15 protein-coding genes are annotated in these 17,531 nt (G+C 48.8%); 10 read left to right on the top strand and 5 right to left on the bottom strand.

The window, feature by feature from the left end; translation table 11 throughout:
• Positions 1–33 precede the first annotated feature (33 nt).
• Entirely contained in the window at positions 34–756 is a 723-nt protein-coding gene (locus tag ACX9GT_RS10260; RefSeq protein ID WP_473190968.1) for an FkbM family methyltransferase, read from the bottom strand.
• Positions 757–901: 145 nt separating this feature from the next.
• On the opposite strand from ACX9GT_RS10260, the gene ACX9GT_RS10255 reads away from it, so the two are divergent.
• The 9 genes from ACX9GT_RS10255 (at position 902) to ACX9GT_RS10215 (ending at position 11,087) form a co-directional block, all read left to right on the top strand.
• Positions 902–1,743 (top strand): IS5 family transposase gene (locus tag ACX9GT_RS10255; protein ID WP_473188083.1). Its coding sequence is split into 2 segments (ribosomal slippage): positions 902–1,244 and positions 1,244–1,743, totalling 843 coding nucleotides; the frame shifts between segments, so codons are not numbered across the junction.
• Positions 1,744–2,742: 999 nt separating this feature from the next.
• The gene (locus ACX9GT_RS10250) at positions 2,743–3,297 is read left to right on the top strand and encodes a fimbrial protein (RefSeq protein ID WP_473190967.1); all 555 of its coding nucleotides are present in this window, start codon (positions 2,743–2,745) and stop codon (positions 3,295–3,297) included.
• Between the two features lie 54 nt (positions 3,298–3,351).
• On the top strand, positions 3,352–4,068 hold the full coding sequence (locus ACX9GT_RS10245; protein WP_473190966.1) for a fimbrial biogenesis chaperone: 717 nt from the start codon (positions 3,352–3,354) through the stop codon (positions 4,066–4,068).
• Positions 4,043–4,609 (top strand): fimbrial protein, encoded by a 567-nt coding sequence (locus tag ACX9GT_RS10240; protein ID WP_473190965.1) that lies wholly within the window; start codon positions 4,043–4,045, stop codon positions 4,607–4,609. The genes ACX9GT_RS10245 and ACX9GT_RS10240 overlap by 26 nt, the downstream gene beginning before the upstream one ends.
• Before the next feature lie 7 nt (positions 4,610–4,616).
• Positions 4,617–5,330: a fimbrial biogenesis chaperone gene (locus ACX9GT_RS10235; RefSeq protein WP_473190964.1), complete on the top strand. Its 714-nt coding sequence runs from the start codon at positions 4,617–4,619 to the stop codon at positions 5,328–5,330.
• An 11-nt stretch (positions 5,331–5,341) separates the two neighbouring features.
• A complete protein-coding gene (locus ACX9GT_RS10230) occupies positions 5,342–6,100 on the top strand; it encodes a fimbrial biogenesis chaperone (RefSeq protein WP_473190963.1) in 759 nt (252 codons plus the stop codon).
• Positions 6,101–6,160: 60 nt separating this feature from the next.
• Positions 6,161–8,749, top strand: coding sequence for a fimbria/pilus outer membrane usher protein (locus ACX9GT_RS10225; protein ID WP_473190962.1), 2,589 nt, complete (start codon positions 6,161–6,163; stop codon positions 8,747–8,749).
• A gap of 643 nt (positions 8,750–9,392) precedes the next feature.
• Positions 9,393–9,971: an adhesin gene (locus ACX9GT_RS10220; protein WP_473190961.1), complete on the top strand. Its 579-nt coding sequence runs from the start codon at positions 9,393–9,395 to the stop codon at positions 9,969–9,971.
• Positions 9,972–10,178: 207 nt separating this feature from the next.
• Positions 10,179–11,087, top strand: coding sequence for a DMT family transporter (locus ACX9GT_RS10215; protein ID WP_473190960.1), 909 nt, complete (start codon positions 10,179–10,181; stop codon positions 11,085–11,087).
• Between the two features lie 116 nt (positions 11,088–11,203).
• On the opposite strand, the gene ACX9GT_RS10210 is transcribed toward ACX9GT_RS10215, so the two are convergent.
• The 4 genes from ACX9GT_RS10210 to ACX9GT_RS10195 all read right to left on the bottom strand — a co-directional run bounded on the left by ACX9GT_RS10210 (position 11,204) and on the right by ACX9GT_RS10195 (position 13,009).
• Entirely contained in the window at positions 11,204–11,566 is a 363-nt protein-coding gene (locus ACX9GT_RS10210) for a GFA family protein (protein WP_473191557.1), read from the bottom strand.
• Positions 11,567–11,796: 230 nt separating this feature from the next.
• Complete coding sequence (locus tag ACX9GT_RS10205) at positions 11,797–12,213, bottom strand: GFA family protein (RefSeq protein ID WP_473190959.1); 417 nt, start codon at positions 12,211–12,213, stop codon at positions 11,797–11,799.
• Positions 12,213–12,539, bottom strand: a complete 327-nt coding sequence (locus ACX9GT_RS10200; protein WP_473190958.1) for an SRPBCC domain-containing protein — start codon at positions 12,537–12,539, stop codon at positions 12,213–12,215. The genes ACX9GT_RS10205 and ACX9GT_RS10200 overlap by 1 nt, the downstream gene beginning before the upstream one ends.
• Positions 12,540–12,694: 155 nt before the next feature.
• Entirely contained in the window at positions 12,695–13,009 is a 315-nt protein-coding gene (locus tag ACX9GT_RS10195) for an ArsR/SmtB family transcription factor (RefSeq protein ID WP_473190957.1), read from the bottom strand.
• 482 nt (positions 13,010–13,491) lie between these two features.
• On the opposite strand from ACX9GT_RS10195, the gene ACX9GT_RS10190 reads away from it, so the two are divergent.
• A complete protein-coding gene (locus ACX9GT_RS10190) occupies positions 13,492–17,526 on the top strand; it encodes an NACHT domain-containing protein (protein WP_473190956.1) in 4,035 nt (1,344 codons plus the stop codon).
• Positions 17,527–17,531: the final 5 nt, after the last annotated feature.

Below are 17,531 nucleotides of genomic sequence, written 5' to 3'. Positions count from 1 at the left end.
TTCTGCTAAAACCTATCTTGACTCTGGGATGGCTTACAGCCGACGTAATTGTAGGCCTTCTTTGCTATGGCTAATCTCCAGGCGTTTATTACTGGGGTGTTGAGCAATACACAGTTCGCCAAAGAGTACCACTTCGTAGCCTAACGCTTTTTTTACTAAATTCATCAGCCGGTTACGCTTTCCTATCATTCCTTTCATATAGTCACCCCAAACTTCAAACAAAATTGCGGGGTGGCCGGAATGCGCTAACCATTGGCGCGCGCCTTTTAAGACTTCAAGCTCTAATCCTTCAACATCAATTTTGACCAGATTTGCCTTGGGTAACGAGAGCGTGTCGAGCGTCGATATCTTTACGCGTTCAGTTTCTTTAATGGTTGAGCTGAGAAGGTTTTGTTGTGCGCGAATATCTGCATCCAGCGATAAAGCCCCCAAATTTTGCTCGGTTAAAATATCAAGAACCGGGACATCAATCTCGCCGTCAATATCCCCTATTGCCATATGGTAGGCATAACAATTACTAAGATTGTTACTGAGCAAGCTGGCACAAAGTTGATAGAACACCTGGCGCTGTGGCTCAAAGGCATACAATTTACCGTTTTGAGGCAGAATTCTCTTGCCCATAGGAACAGCATAAGCGCCAATATTTGCACCAATATCAACAATAACGGGTTCTTCAATGCCCTCAATTAACACCTGCGATATTTGTAATGTCGCCGGTTCCCACATCTCCCCTTTACGAAGTTGTGTATTGATCATGTCAGGCCCAGAGGTCAGCAGAAAATTCACATCGCCTACTCGGTATAATGAAATCGTTGAGTCTGATGTTGCTTGATTTTGGGTAGGCTGTGTCCCTCAATTAAAAATGGTATACTGATCACCTAATTTTCAAACAGTTATCGCTATGGCTCGCTACGATCTTCCTGATGCTGCATGGGCACTCATCCTGCCATTATTACCTCCAGAACGCTCTCAGCGCCCTGGGCATCCCTATAGTGAACACCGTAAAGTCATCAATGGCATGTTTTGGGTGCTGTGCTCTGGGGCTCCCTGGCGTGATTTACCCGAACGCTATGGGTCATGGAAAACCGTCTACAACCGTTTCAACCGGTGGGCAAAAAAAGGCATCATTAACTCTATATTCAATAAGTTACTGTCCATTCTTGATGAGCATAAGCTGCTCGACTGGTCGGCTATCTCTCTGGATGGTAGCAATATTCGTGCAATGCGTTGTGCTGCCGGTGCCCAAAAAAACATCCCGATATCGCCAGTGATCATGGCCTGGGTCGCTCACGAGGCGGTTATGGCACCAAAATCCATCTGGCAACAGACGGAAACGGGCTCCCTTTAAATATCGTGCTGAGTGCGGGTCAAGCTCATGAAAGTCAGTTTGCGCTACGGTTATTAGATGGCATCGGCGTTCTAAGAAAAAATGGTTTTATGAAGCGTCGAGGCAAGGCCGTTCTCGCTGATAAAGCCTATTCAAACAAGGCATTACGTAGTGACTTAAAGCGGAGTGGTATCAAGGTCGTTATTCCGCATAAGTCGAATGAGAAGGCCAGTACAGATGGACGAACCCGATTTGATAAAGAGATTTATCGTAGGCGCAATGTTGTAGAAAGAAGCTTTGGTTTGCTGAAAGAAAACCGCCGCATAGCGACACGTTATGAAAAGACGGCGAGGAACTACCTGTCGATGGTTCAACTGGGCTGTATTCGGCTGTTTTTACGACGAATATGTAATTGAGGGACACAGCCTAGTATTCATGGGCAATTACCTCTATGCCATAATTGTTGTGAGCTCGCCGAAGAAGAGCAGTGACTTTAAATTATACCACTTTATAAAGTAAATAGCGGATCCCCTGAACCAACCGATTATAAGTGATCGACTAGAAATCCCATTTACAGCGCTATATTGACATCATTTACCCTAGAGAATTCTGCATTGTTTTATTGTTGCCAATCTCACTCATCCGAGCCTCCAGAATTCTTATCAAGGCTGAATTAATGGTTTCTTAGACATGCTGATTTTCAGTGGTTCTTTGCCCGCAACGCGTGTGGCAGTGCTTGAGTTTGCTCCGATTTTCCTGCGCGCCTGTTATTGAGTGAGAGCCAACGCGGTTTATTTCTCTGTCGCGATATGATGTGCCAAATACCCCTTCAATTAGTAATGATTTTTATCAACTCATCGGTATTCTTTCCATGATACGGGTTTTGTCATCAGCCGGTTTAATATATATTTCATTCACTGAAAACATAACTACTTAGGGGTAGAAAACGATATCCATGCCATGCTTCCCCCTTGATTTTATTTCAAAAATATAAATCAAGGCATCACATAAAACAAAATATCATCTCCCAATATCCAGAAGCTCACTTTACAATCCGCCGCATTAAGAAAGTAATAACCTTCTTAATAAAACGGTGTTTTATCACTCACCATAAAAGTAAATCAGGATATACGCACACCAGAGATCATTTTCAGGACTTTATTCCAGAGATTGATTTCAGAAGAATGAAACCAAAAGATACGTAGCAAGATAGTGACCTTAACATTCGCAATATGACCCTGCGCAAGATAGAACCATCACTCATCGCTTAACGTTTTCACTCTATTCTTCTCTATATCCACACCAGGTGTAAATATTTATTATTTACATAAACCTATGCTCCCTGTGGCACATATATCTATGCCACACAACCTCTCCGGATATCCGGAATATAATTATCTCTATAAGGAAATATGATGCGTAAGATTTTATCAACCATGACCCCAGTTGCTCTGTTGCTGTTGGCTAGCGCTGGTGGCGCTCAAGCGGCATCTAACGCCCAAATCACTATCACAGGTACCGTTGTTGCTGCAACCTGTGACGTCAGCCTGTCTACCAACAATCTGGATCTGGGCAACTATACGCCAGCCGACTTTACTGCGGTAGCAACGCCAATCGTAGCAAGCCAGAAGGCATTCACCGTCGGTGTCAACAACTGCCAGACTCCTCTGTCTGGTGGCGATACCGCTAATCTGGTGGTGACTGGCCAGACTCTAGGCGGTAACCCGAATATCTTTAACGGCACTGGCACCAACACCGGTGTGATGCTGCGCCTGGCTTCTGCTCCAGCAGGGACTTATATCAAGAGCGGAGACAAACTGTTGGTGGCGACTGCTGGCGCAACTCCAGCACAAGGCGACTTCAACGGTAAAACTCTGAGCCTGCAGGCGGGTCTGGCATCAACCACGACCACCGGGGTGGATATCGGTGCTATCAACGCTCCAATCCTGTTCAGCTTTGCCTACAACTGATTTATCCCAGGGGGCAGTTCATGCCCCCTAATTCTCGCACTCAGGAATCGTTATATGTCCCGTATCTTCTCACTGTTCTCAGTATTGTTCGCTTCGCTACCTTTACTTGCTGTGGCTCAAACCGGTGGTTTTGGTATCAACGCAACCCGCCTGATTTACCCCCAGGGCGCTGACAGTATCAGTGTCACAGTGCGCAATACCATGGCCACACAACCGTACCTGGTGCAGACCAGAATCAGCGGTTCACAGGATGGAAGTCAGCCAGCGCCGTTTCAAACCCGGCCACCGCTGTTTCGCCTGGAACCCAATAGCGTTAATCAGATCCGTATTGTGGCGCAAGGAGCAACCTTGCCGACCGATCGTGAATCGGTGTTCTATTTCCATGCCAGCGCTATTCCTGCCAGCACGGCCCCCCAATCCAGCAATCAACAGACCGGGGTACACGGCGCTGCTCAATTTGGGATCGGTAACATCATAAAAATGTTCTATCGCCCAAACAATCTGCCTTCTACCTCCCTGGCAGCACAACAGAATCTGCAGTTTTCCCGCGGCAAAGGGGGAATTCAGGTCAGTAATAACTCGCCGTACTTTGTCAGCTTTGCCGAGATCAGCATTGGTGGGCAGGCACTCAAATTGGACACGCCTGCGGCCCTTATGCTGGCACCGTTCAGCAGCCATACCTACCCAACGGCAAAGACGCAGGGCGCAGTACAGTGGAAAACCATTAACGATGAAGGTGGGATCAGTGCGTTCAATCATAACCTGTCATAAGAGAGCTATTCTGCTGGCAATGTGGGCGCTGTCGGCCCTGGTTGGCACGCCTGCTCAGGCAGTAACGCTCAATTTTTCCGCTATACTCAACCCAGGAACATGCACCTTTAACCTGGATAAAAGCACGCTGGCGCTGGATTCTGTTCACCTGTCACAGTTAGCACCTGCAACCTTGCAGGCCGCCCAGCCCTTTACCCTTACCGTGCAGGATTGCAGCGGAACCGATGCCGCCCTTGCTCCGGTGGTCAACGTCAGCGGTGATGGGATCGCACGCGATAGCAAATGGTTATTCCGTAGCAGCGACTCCACCACTTCCGGTGTGGGAGTCATGCTGGTGAAGACGGATGTGCCACCCGGTTATGGCAGTACAGAAGTCAAAAATGGAGACAATATCCCGCTGGCAGCAGCAGGGGTAAATCCCCCCGATCAGAACATCAGGTTTTATGCCGGGATCACCTGCGGCAGCCTGGCATGCACCAGCGAACGCCCAACGCCGGGTACCCTGACGGCGCGTGTCCTGTTTAACCTGGCCTATCGCTGAGGCTGCTATGTTCTTGACTCATCTTTATCGTGCGGTGGCTATTAGCGGTTTGTGTTTGCTGAGTTCAGCCCCCACCCTGGCAGCACAGAGCCCTGCTGGCGGGATCAGCCTGAGCCAGACTCGGGTGATCTTTTTATCTACTGATAAAGCGCAAACCTTGGCGGTGAAAAATACCGCTAAGCAGAGCTACCTGATCCAAAGCCGGGTGCAGCAAACGCCTGACGATAGCACCGCAGCGCCTTTTATCGTGACGCCACCGGTGTTTTCACTTAAACCCGACAACCAGCAGTTGCTGCGGATTATCCCGCAGGGTACTGCCCTGCCCGCCGATCGCGAGTCACTGTTTTACCTTGCCGTTATCGCCATACCCGCTCACTCCGGTAAAGAGCTCCCCATGGTTCGGGTTTCTATGGGGGTACGTTTTGTGATCAAACTGTTTTATCGCCCGGCAGATCTGAAAATGGCGCCAACTTGTGGCCTACGGCTAAGTTCGGCAATGAACGGTGTGCGGATCGAGAACCCGACGCCCTATTTCCAGACGTTAGGGCACCTGAAATTCAACGGCAAGCCCGTCAACCTTGATGCCCAGCCATCAATGCTGGCCCCGATGAGTGCGCAGAATTACACGGCTCAGGGGCAAGTCACACAGGCCGAATGGCAGACGGTGACTGATTACGGTGGGTTATCCACCCCATGCCAACAGACTCTCTCCTCGCTATAGGAAACATCATAATGAACGTTTTACTTCGTTGGCGCTTTGTCGGTCTGGCCTTTTGTCTGTTAATGGCCGGTGTCAGTACCGTTCACGCACAGACCCCCCCTGATCCGAAGGGGATTTCCTTTCAGGTGCTGCGCGTGATTTATCTTGAGAGCGACAAAAAAGGGGTCACCCTGACGGCCAATAACACCACCCCTTATCCCTATCTGATGCAGTCGTGGATACAACCGGTTGATCCAGCGACCGGCAATGTGGCCGAGGGCGAACATCCTGCCATGCCGTTTATTGTCACCCCACCGCTGGCGCGTCTTGAGGCCAATAGCGATCTGACGCTGCGTATTCGCCGTAATGGCGAGGCGTTACCGGCCGATCGTGAATCGGTGTTCTTTATCTCGATGAAAGCGATCCCCGCCCAGGCGGCACCGGACCAGCGCACGGAAGAGAAGCAGATGGTGCTGACGGTCATCAGCAATATGAAAGTGTTTTACCGCCCGGCAGGGCTGGTTAAACGTGCCGTTGCCGACATGGCCCCTAAGCTGCAATTCCGCCGTGAGGGGAACCAATTGATTGTAGAGAACCCGACACCCTATTGGCTGACATTCTCACACCTGAAGGTAGGAACAGCAGCGCTGGATAAGGCGCAGTTGCGCTTGATGGTTCCCCCTAAAGGCCAGCAGCGTTACGCCCTGCCAAGCGCTGCCGCTGGCAACGTAGCATGGCGACTGATTGATGAAGATGGTTGGGATACCCCCACCGAGCAGTGCCCCCTGTAGGTTTCTCTAAAATAACACAATAAAAACAATTACCTGGATTTCGTTATAGACATGATAATAATGACAACACGACATACCGAACTCACATTATTGCCGGTGCTGGCAGGAGCAACACTCCTGGTAGGTAGCCCAGCCATAGCCCAAGACTATTTTGACCCTGGGTTACTTTCCTTGGGGGGAACCAACGCGGCCGCTGTGGATCTGAGCACTTTTGGAACATCGGGGAAAACGCCGCCAGGCACCTATACCGTCTCTTTGTTTATCAACCAGATAGACCAGGGGCAACACACCTTGGTATTCGAGGCGAATGGTAATGGCGATATTCAGCCGCAACTCACGCCAGATTTCCTGCACCAATTGGGCGTGAACACGCAGGCTTTGCCGACCTTTGCCGGGTTATCAGCGGAAAAACCCGTTGACGATCTTGCAGCCCTGATTCCTGAGGCAACAATCCAGTTTGATTTTGCCCAGTTGCGCCTGGATATCAGCATCCCGCAGGTGGCGATGCAGCCTAATGCGCAAGGGTCGGTTAACCCCGATTTATGGGATCACGGAGTGCCTGCACTGCTGTTCAACTATAACCTGAATGGCGGGCGCAACTGGCAGAATGAACAAGCTGGCATGGAAAGTAACACCCAGACTAACCTGTTTGCCAACGTGCAAGGCGGTGCTAACTGGCAAGCCTGGCGTCTTCGTAGCAACATGACCTACTCTCGCAACACCAATAGCCAGAGCAATATGGCGGGGCCAACCACCCAGAGCACCCAGTTCTCCAACACTTATCTGCAGCGCGATATCAAACCGTGGAGCTCAGAAATTCTGCTAGGGGAAAGCAACACTGAAAGCGACGTGTTTGACAGCATCCCGTTTCGCGGGGTCAAGCTTAATTCCAGTGACGATATGCTGCCCAGCAGCCTGCGCGGTTTTGCGCCGATCATCAGCGGCATTGCGCAGACCAACGCACGCATCACGGTGAGCCAGAACGGTAATGTCGTCTATCAGACGTACGTTGCGCCAGGGCCATTCCGTATCAATGATCTGTTCCAGACCGGGCAAGCGGGTGACTTGTTGCTCACCATTAACGAGGCCGATGGCACCGTCCGCACCCAGACGCTGGCCTTTTCATCGCTCCCGGTGATGCGGCGGCAGGGCAGCCTGAAATATGAAGTGACGGCAGGCCGTTACAACGGGGGTATCACGGTCGGTTCACAGCAGGCGGAGTTTGTGCTGGGCACAGCCATTTATGGCTTGCCCCACGATGTCACCCTGTATGGCGGCACGCTGCTGGCCAAAGATTATGCCTCCGCCGTGGCAGGCAGCGGTTTCTCATTGGGTAGCTTCGGTGCGCTGTCGGCAGACATCACCGCCTCCAACGCCAAACTGCACGGGCAGGACGATCATCAGCAAGGCTATTCTTACCGGCTGCGTTATGCCAAAAGCCTGCTGAGTACCGGCACGGCGGTGGATCTGACCGCTTACCGCTACTCGACTCGCCACTATTACAGTTTCTCTGACTTTAACAATCTCGGCTTCCAGCTCAGCGATGGGCAAGTCCCTTGGGCGCTGGAACGCCAGCGCTCCAATTTCCAGGTGCGGCTCTGTCAGCAACTGGACTCATGGGGTTCACTGTATCTGTCCGCCTCCCGCAATGATTTCTGGGGCAATGACAAAGTGCTGAATACGGTGTCGGCGGGTTACAACGGCAGTTACCGCGGTGTGAGTTACGGCCTGGCCTACAGTATTGACCGGCTAAAAGGGGATAGCAGTTGGCCAGAGAACCGGCAGCTATCGCTGAACATGCAGGTACCGTTGAACCTGTTCAGCGCCTCACCTGCCCTGCGTAATACCTATGCCAGTTACCAGATGACCCACGACAATCAGGGGCAGGTACAGCAGCAGACCGGGATTAGCGGCAGCGCGCTCGATAGCCGCCTCTCCTACAGCGTGATGCAGGGTTGGTCCAATGGGCAAGGCAATAACAGCAGCACGCTGAATGCCGGTTATCAAGGCAGCAAAGGGTCCGCCAGCATGGGCTATAGCTACAACAACCAGAATCGTTCCCTGAACCTGAGCGGCAACGGGGGCATCGTCGTGCATCCGGAAGGCGTGACATTCGGCCAGATGCTGGGCAACTCCGTAGCTGTCGTCAGCGCACCGGGAGCCAAGGGCACCAGCGTGATGAACGGCAACATCCGCACAGACAGCCGTGGCTATGCGGTGGTGCCCTACCTGTCGAGTTATCAGCTCAACAACGTCGGCCTGAATCCGGCTACCTTGCCGGACGATGTGGATGTGACGCAATCGAGCCTGAACATCTACCCAACCAAGGGTGCCGTGGTGGTCGCCAACTTCGCCACACAGGTGGGTTATCAGGTGTTGATGACGCTGCAATTGGCTGGCAACACCCCGGTGCCGTTCGGCGCGCTGGTGGCCGTAGAGAACACGGCGACCAACAAACCCAATACCGGGATTGTCGGCGAAGCTGGCCAGGTATACCTGAGCGGCCTGCCGGAACAAGGAAAACTCAAGGTGACCTGGGGCAAAGAGGCCAATCAGCAGTGCCAAACCTCTTTCAACCTGAAAAACGCTTCAGCGCCATCAGCCAATAACCCGATACATATGCTGACACTACTTTGCCAAGGAAAATAAACACCCCATGGCATCCCTAAGGGCCACAAGCAGTATCACAGAACGCGAGAACAGGAAGATAAAGACCATGAAAAGAATTCGCAAACTCACATCATTTCGCCACAACCGGCACAATAGTGGCGCTCTGCGCCTGCTGCCCATGTTGACGTTACTCCTTATATCTGCACCAGCCACCTCTGCAACCCAGGTTATTACCATCGGTAAAAACAGCGGAATAGTATGGGAAGGGGAACCGTTTAACGTAACGCTAAGGGGCATAATGGGATCATCAAGAATGCTGGCTACGAATGGTATGATAGCTATATCTAATCTATCAACAACCTGTATGTCTGCTTCCGCTCTCACCGCTATTGCGGGCTATTCCGCATTTCAGATCGCGCCAGGGGTAGGGTTAATTCCCCGAGCGACCGGGAACGCACAATACCGTGCTACTGTAGGTGGTATCAGCACACTGGAAACACTAACCGGTACAATAGGATTACCCAAAACGGAAGGCAGAACAGACACCGGATTCGTCATCACCAACCCGATTATTTACGATCCACAAAAACAATGGTGCTTACCTCCGCGCCAAAGCGAAGCCATAACCTATTTTTATGACGCAAACTATAACCGGAATGTCAACATATCAGGAACCTGGGTCATGGTTGCCACTGGCGATCAAAAAAGTGGGGAAATCACCATTCCTGCCATGTACGCAGGGAGTTATACTGCCTCTGCTGGCTATGACAAAAGTGCAGTAATTTTACCGGCGGCGATCACTCTGCGCATATCCACATTGGCCTGCACCGTGGCCACCACCACCAATATTAACTTTGGCGGTGTGCAGCGTAATACCCAGGTTGGCAGTGAGTTGGCACGTTTGACTTATCCCTTAACGGTGTCCTGTTCACAGGATACGGACCGGATTAATGCCAATATTAACGTTCAGTTCCGTGCCATCAGCGGCCTGTATTCGGCAACGCCTACCCGCTTGGCACTCACCCAGGGCGGTGGCTATATCACCGGGGAAATCGATAACGGCGTGACGGGTAGCGGTGATTGTAACGCAACCACTGGCATTCCGTTTAATAATACCCAGCTCAAAGTGGGGAGTATCACCAGTACCGAGGCCACCAAAATAACCAATAACCAAGTGACCTGGCGGTTGTGCTCTGGTGGCACCAGTTTACCTATTGGCCCGGTTGATGCCTCAACAGAAATGCTGGTCACGTTTAACTAATTTGTCGTTTCTCCCCTTCAATACCCAGGCGTTGCCATGCAGCGCCTGTCTCTTTTGCAACTTGCAGTATCACGAATCTCTCTAAACCACTTAGCCTGAAAATACGATATTGTTTTACCGTTGTCTGCCAGGCAATTTCTGGTAGAAACAAGGAGCATCTGCATCTTAAAACCATTAACGATATAAAAAGAGTGGAGTTGTATCAGAATGAATGGGAATACGGAAAATACCATCGCAACGGTCAGTACCCATAATCTCAATAACCCGACTCAGGGTTGGATTAATGGCTTTTTAGGCATGTTGATTTTCAGTGGATCTTTGCCCGCAACGCGTGTGGCAGTGCTTGAGTTTGACCCGGTTTTCCTGACGGCAATCAGAGCGGCCATTGCGGGTTTACTGGCCGTTTGCGCGCTGTTGATAATGAAGCAGAGACTACCGCAGCAGCATGAAATCCTGCCGCTAATTTTTGTCGCTCTCGGCGTGGTGATCGGTTTTCCTTTGCTGACGGCACTCGCGTTGCAACATACCACATCGGCACATTCACTGGTCTATATCGGCCTTCTTCCACTGGCAACCGCCTGTTTTGGCGTGATACGTGGCGGAGAACGGCCAAAACCTGCTTTCTGGCTATTTTCCGTGTTGGGTAGTGTGTTAGTCGGGGGTTTTGCACTGAGCCAAGGTTCAGGCAATTCATGGCTTGGTGACGTGCTAATGGTTGCCGCTGTTCTACTTTGTGGCCTGGGCTATGCGGAAGGAGCGGTACTTACGCGTAAGCTGGGCGGATGGCAGGTGATCTCTTGGGCGCTGGCGATCGCTTTGCCGCTAACGGCCTTAGTTACCGTACTTTCAGCCCCTAACGCTTGGCCGGAGGTAAGCCGCGGTGCATGGATATCCTTGGCTTATGTCTCTTTCTTCAGCATGTGGATCGGCTTTATTTTCTGGTATCGCGGCCTGGCTCAAGGCGGCATTGCTGCGGTTGGCCAGTTGCAGTTGCTGCAACCCTTTTTTGGCCTCGCGCTGGCGGGGTTGGTATTGCATGAAACCGTCCAGCTTTCGATGATTGCCGTTATGGCAGGCGTATTGGTATGTGTCTTTGGCGCGAAGAGGTTTTCTTGAGTGTCATAATTGAGCGCCAGCGCGGAATATAGCGCTGGCGTTGTTTGTTCGAAAACCACTAGATAATTCGAACCGCAACCTACCGGCAACTCAAATTATTTAGGGATAAAAACGCGTTATTCACCTGATGCTAGTGGCGGTGGCATTTTAGGGAAAGTCGGTACCCCTTCGTGCATCAGGTGCCAAGGCGCTGCAGACGCAACATATAAATGCAAGTTTGGCTTCAGATCCGCATTATCATCCAAGGCACCGAGTTTAACCGTAACAAACGGAGCCTGAGTTGGCTTACCCCATAGTGGGGTTCCACATTCAGGGCAGAAGGCACGCCCAACGTCATCGCCACTCTCCCCCTTGCTGCAATAAACTTTGGCTTCTCCTCGGATGATTTCAAAAGACGCCTTAGGCGCAAGTGCAACGTAATTCGGGGCACCTCCCGACGCTTTCTGGCAATCAGTACAATGGCATACCCCAACCCCCATGAGTGGCGCAGTGATCCTGAATCTGATTGCCCCACAAGCACATCCTCCAGTACGTTCCGTCATAGTCTTGCTCCTCTGTGTTTTATGTATACCTGTCATACTTCCAGTTGCAGGTGTGATAACCGTCACACAGCATTCTGCATGGCCTCACTGTCAGATTCTGTCAGCAGTAAAAGCATGACCACATCCATCTGGTAGCGGCCATCGTATGGCTTAATTGATGGCACACTCTAGCCGAGCGGCATCTGCTCGAATGCTTGCAACGAGGGATCAATGGCGTCCCACGCCAACCCGCGGACACTGTAGGTAAGCGCCTGCGGCAAGAAGCGGTCCGGCTCATCCAGGCTACCCGCAGGGACCGCGATCAGTTCCGGCATCGCGGCAAAACGCAGGTAAACCGGCGTTCCGCAGACCGGGCAGAAGGCGTGGATCTTGACGTTGCCGCTGTCGCCCGCGACCTCCCAGTGTGCAGCCTCGCCAGTGATCGTCATTTCCGCCTGCGCGGGAAAGGTCAGCCAGGAGCCGTGCCCGGTGCCGCTTCGCCGCTGGCAGTCGCGGCATTGGCAGTGGTTCTGGAAGATAGGTGCGTGCTTGGTCGCGTAGCGGATCGCACCGCACGCACATCCGCCGGTGTGGAGTTGGATCATCAACGGCTCCCACTTGAGGTCGCCTGCGGCTTGGCGAAGACATCGATACCCTGCCCGGTTTCCAGCAGCGACTTCAGGCTGGAAAGAACAATCGGCCAGCCCCGCTGGATTCCCGTGGCCATACTGCTGCCTGCCTCGAGTTCGTCGTGGGTGACGGTCAGGCGCACCATGTCGTCGTAAGCCTCGATGTCAAAGCTCACGCGGCTGGTACTGGCCGGATCGCTGGCCTGCGATGGGCTCGCCCAAGTGATGACCAGACGTACCGGCGGCACCACCTCGACCACCTTGCCCACAATATTGACCGTGCGCTGTTCGTCGGCGCGCACATGCTCCCAGACCGATCCGGGCTGCCAGTCGGAGACGTTCTCATGGCCTCAGTAGCGCCGCGCGATCTCCGGTTTGGTGATGGCCTCGAACACCTTTTCCGGCGTCGAGCGGATGTAGGTTACATAAACGAAACTCGTCTTCTCTTTGCTCATCACTACTCTCCTTCAAGTTCCTTCTTCAGGTCGTACAGCAGGCTGAGCCGCTGACGTTCGAATTTGCGCACCCACCGCTCATAGACATCGTGCAACGGTACCGGGTTGATGAAATGCAGCTTCTCCCGACCGCGCCAAACCGTGCTCACCAGATTGGCCGCCTCCAGAATCCCAATGTGCTGGGTGGTCGACTGCCGCGCCATGTCCAACTGCTCGCAGAGTTGGCTCAGCGTCTGTCCATTGCTTTCACACAACAGGTCGAGCAGCTTTCTGCGAGTCGGGTCGCCCAGCGCCTTAAAAATCTTGTCAGCATCCATTTGTTGTCAATATCCATTCGTTGTATTTGTGCACGAATGATTATATGCAGGTAATTACCTGCATGTAAAACGCGCACATCAGCCTAGATTTCGCGTTATCGCCAAGCGCTACAACATTCCTTCTTGGGCGTTCTATCCTTGGTTGCATCCAATTGATGGCTCTAATGCTTTCTTTGCGCTGCTGACGACCTTAGCCATTGCACTTTCAGCCTCCTATACTTAGCCAGCGTATTAGTCTGTGTTTTCGGGGCGAAAAAATTTCCCTGATTGTCAGCACTGTGCTGGCTTTGTTTATTCCAGCAACACTGATGTCTAAATAAGCGGAGCCAGAACAAACGAAGTGTGACTAGGTTGTGTACTTGTAATTGTGGTGATGCAAAGTTCAAATAATGTCTTGGGCAATCGGTGTTAAAATGCCTGTTTTTAGCTGAGTCTTATGTTTATCATCAAAGAGTTGATCTCATAGCCAGGAAACCGCCAGTATGATAAGCAGGTTTGTACGCCAAGTTGAGCCACAGCCCGAGAAGATTGATAAAAACTACACTTTTGATGATTTTGCTACCTATGCAAATATTGTTTTATTGGGTGACCCTGGTGCTGGCAAAACACATCTGTTTACGCAGTGCGCCAAAGAAACTGGCTGCCGATTTATCAAAACGCGTAGCTTTCTTAATATACCTTCGGTAAATAAAGAAGAAACGCTCTTCATCGATGCTCTCGATGAAAAACGCAGTAGCTATGAGAATGATGACGTCATTGATAAAATTGTACAAAAACTCTTTGCTTGTTCTCCTAAAAGAGTGCGCATCTCTTGTCGTTCGCAAGATTGGTTAGGTGATTCTGACCTTTCCGCATTTTTACCCTATTTTGAGCAAAATGGCGGTTTTGTTGTTTTACATTTACAACAGCTATCAAAAGAAGAACAGATAATTATTTTGCAGAATCAAGGTGTTCCAGATCCAAACAGCTTTATTTTAGAAGCAGAAAAGCACTCAGTAACCGAGTTTCTTAATAACCCTCAGAATTTGATCATGCTGGCTGAAACTGTAAAAACAGGTGACTGGCCTAAAACACGTACTGAGCTGTTTCAATCTGCAACTTACTCTCTTTTAATCGAAGAAAATAAAGAGCATACCCATCGTACCTCCGGCAGGTACAGTAGTGAAGAACTGGAGCCTGTTACTGGTGCTATTTGCGCTTTACGCCTATTAAGTGACGTTGATGGTATCTCATTAAAGTCTAACGATAATTGTCTAGATTACCCTAGCTATCGAACAATACCTTTTGCTGACCCAGAGAAAGTTAAGGCAGCGTTATCTCGCAGGATTTTCGCTGTAGGCGATGAAGTTGATACCGTCGATTATAGTCATAGAACAGTAGCGGAATACTTGGCTGCAAAATGGTTGGCTGACAAGATACGCCAAGGGTTGCCCCTTGGGCGTTTAAGAAGTTTGCTTGGTTTTGAGGGATATCCTTCGTCAGAATTGCGAGGATTACATGCCTGGTTGGCCGTTTTTCTGCCTGAAAGCGCATATGCTTTTATTAATGCAGATCCTTATGGCATTTTAACCTATGGTGATGCGACTTCACTCTCCTCTGCAAATAAGCAAAAACTTCTAATTACATTATCTGAGTTGTCAAAAAAAGACCCATGGTTTAGATCTGCCGGTCTTTATTCACCGTTAAACGGCTTCGTTGATAATACCATGGCACCGTTATTACATCAGATGCTTACTGCTGATAATATCAGCCCTGTGTTACGTATGATTGTACTTGAGTCTTTGTCTGCCAGCCCTCCAATACCAGAGCTTAAAGATGATCTGATTGATATTGTCAAATCAGAAAGCATGTCTTACTCGGAAAGAGAAGAGGCGCTTACCGCACTGATTCACTTGAGTGAAACAGAACAGAAAAGTGTGATGGTAATATATCATAATCTTACTGGTGATAGTTCTGATGATATTAGATTACGTAGTCACATCATTCGTCACCTTTATAATTCATTTTTTTCGCCACGGAATATCAGTGAGTTGCTAATCTCAGCTCTTTATTTCTCAGATGAGAAGTTGCCAATAGGAACACTGTGGTCAATTGTTGATATTATACCATCCAGCGATATTCCTATCATTTTTGATGAGCTATATCGACACCAAAAAACCAACGATGAAGAAAGATTTTCAGTTTCATTAAACCACAATGAAATTTCTTTTATTATTGAGAACCTATTACTTCGTCTTTTTGATGAACACTATCCATTATCAGCAAAACAGATTTGGCAATATTTTAGCATTCATAATTACCATACTCACTCCAATTACTCTTATTATAAAAAAGATAAAAGTTTACGGAAGCAACTTTTAGACCACCAAGCGTTATATCCCGACATCATTGATGAAGCGATTGACTCATTGAATGACTCAAATTTAGACTTTTCATTCTTGCATAATTTAAAAGAAAGTCTTCTTGGTGTTATCACCCATGAGGTAATCCTTAACCGCTTGATTAATTACATTTCTATTAATACCGAATCAACGCTTAAAACACAGTTTATATATAAGTTATCATTTGTTGTTTTGTTTATATTGGAGCATCCACCACAAACTACTTTCGAGTTTCTTTTGGAGTTTGGAGGATGTGATCCTGATTTTTTAGATATCAGAAATTCAGCACTCATTTGCGAAGTCAATAGTTGGCAGCAAGAAAAGAATCAGAGAGATTATGAAAAAAGAGTAGAAAAAAATAATAGGCTGATTGAAGATAAAGCTGACTTTGATAAGTATCGTAATGAAATCATCTCAGCATCGCATCTTAGATGGCTTCATTATATATCCCACATATACTTCTCCCGATATTATGATGTAGATGAAAACTTATCACCAATTGAGCGTCTTGCATCATCTTTAGGTGAGGAGAATGTCTCTGATGCAATTAAAGGATTGATAGCCACATTAGCAAGCCCTGACCTACCCACCTTAGACACTATTATTCAAACTGAAATGGATGGGCAACATCCTTCTTGGTGGTATGCAATACTCGCAGGAGGTGATGAAGCCTGGAAACTTAACCCTGATATAACTATGTGGGATGATGAACTGTTACAAACATTACTTGCATTAGAGTTAAGGTTAAGCACTTTTATAAAAGAAGGAAACAAACAATGCCAATATCAGCGTGAGTGGAAAAAATGTGCGATTGAGAAACGCTTAAATATCTTTATCGAAACATACTTTCATATTATAGATGTTTCAATGGCACATAAATGTCAGCACATCCCTGCACTAAATTATTTTATTAATAAAAACTCACTGCATCTCAATTGCCTAATCCCTGCTATATTTAAACTTATTAATAAATACCCTAATAACTCCTCACATATAGAGGATCTATTAGAATTTTTGCTAGCTCATCCTGAAACATATACAGATCTAGAAAAAATTGTTGATAAAACCATCACTAACCCTCACTTCAAACTAGATGAAAAATGCTATCAAGCATGGCTAGCGAGTTACTATTTACTCAACCCTGAGCGTTGCCAAGAGGCTTTTGAATTGATAGCTAACGCAAACCCTGACATTATTTGGCTCATTCGTCGGCTATCAGGTTCTAATCACAGAGGTGCTAATCAACAATTTGAGCTATCATTAGAGCAACTTGAAACACTCATCACTACCGCCGCGATTCATTTCCCTAATACCCCTTATCCTCGTTCAAGCGGTGGAACTAGAGATGTTTGGGATGGCTCTGAACTTATTAAGGGGTTAATCAATACAATCTCTGCGATTGCTACCCAACAAGCAGGCGAGTCATTGGCTCGGTTACGTCAATTGCCACAACTATCGACTTATGAAAAACCACTCTTGCACGCATTATCAAACCAGCAAACACGCCGCAGAGAATCCTTGTTTCAACAGGCCGATTGGAGAAAGGCTATTCTTACGTTATCTAACCAAGCCCCAGCAAGTGTTGCAGATTTGCACCAGTTAATTATTGACCAGTTAAAAGATATTGCCTACCGAATTGCTAACGAAAATAGTGATATATATAAATTATTTTGGAATGAAGACCAGTATGGAAGAGTTGAGAAACCCAAGCCTGAAGAGAGTTGTTGCACGGTATTGATTGATTATCTTCGGGTACAACTTCGGCCTTTAGGGATTATCTGTGAACCTGAAGGGCATATGGCGGCGGATAAACGCGCCGATATCGTTATCCAATACGCAGATCAAAAAATACCCATTGAACTAAAGCGTGATTATCATCAAGACGTTTGGACAGCGGCGTTAACTCAGCTTGATAGATTATATACACGCGATCCCTATGCGGCTGGCTATGGTATTTATGCTGTCTTTTGGTTCGGCGAGAAACGTGCGCCTAAGGCTATTCCCAAAGCCCCAAACGCAAACCCTCAACCAGCGAGTGCGAAATCAATGGAAGAAATGCTGAATGAAACAATACCAGCAGAAAAACAATCACACATATTTATCATCGTGATCGATGTTTCGGGGGAGCTTCCCTAAATATC

The organism is Serratia sp. YWN4, from assembly GCF_055790845.1.
This window is presented reverse-complemented; position numbering and strand designations above follow the sequence as displayed.

Bases quoted from the DNA above. Each gene is read 5' to 3' on its own strand.
- ACX9GT_RS10215 (WP_473190960.1), top strand. From the start codon at position 10,179: ATGAATGGGAATACGGAAAATACCATCGCAACGGTCAGTACCCATAAT.
- ACX9GT_RS10205 (WP_473190959.1), bottom strand. From the start codon at position 12,213: ATGATCCAACTCCACACCGGCGGATGTGCGTGCGGTGCGATCCGCTAC.
- ACX9GT_RS10230 (WP_473190963.1), top strand. From the start codon at position 5,342: ATGAACGTTTTACTTCGTTGGCGCTTTGTCGGTCTGGCCTTTTGTCTG.
- ACX9GT_RS10225 (WP_473190962.1), top strand. From the start codon at position 6,161: ATGACAACACGACATACCGAACTCACATTATTGCCGGTGCTGGCAGGA.
- ACX9GT_RS10220 (WP_473190961.1), top strand. From the start codon at position 9,393: ATGGTTGCCACTGGCGATCAAAAAAGTGGGGAAATCACCATTCCTGCC.
- ACX9GT_RS10250 (WP_473190967.1), top strand. From the start codon at position 2,743: ATGCGTAAGATTTTATCAACCATGACCCCAGTTGCTCTGTTGCTGTTG.
- ACX9GT_RS10245 (WP_473190966.1), top strand. From the start codon at position 3,352: ATGTCCCGTATCTTCTCACTGTTCTCAGTATTGTTCGCTTCGCTACCT.
- ACX9GT_RS10190 (WP_473190956.1), top strand. From the start codon at position 13,492: ATGATAAGCAGGTTTGTACGCCAAGTTGAGCCACAGCCCGAGAAGATT.
- ACX9GT_RS10235 (WP_473190964.1), top strand. From the start codon at position 4,617: ATGTTCTTGACTCATCTTTATCGTGCGGTGGCTATTAGCGGTTTGTGT.
- ACX9GT_RS10210 (WP_473191557.1), bottom strand. From the start codon at position 11,566: ATGGGGGTTGGGGTATGCCATTGTACTGATTGCCAGAAAGCGTCGGGA.
- ACX9GT_RS10260 (WP_473190968.1), bottom strand. From the start codon at position 756: ATGATCAATACACAACTTCGTAAAGGGGAGATGTGGGAACCGGCGACA.
- ACX9GT_RS10195 (WP_473190957.1), bottom strand. From the start codon at position 13,009: ATGGATGCTGACAAGATTTTTAAGGCGCTGGGCGACCCGACTCGCAGA.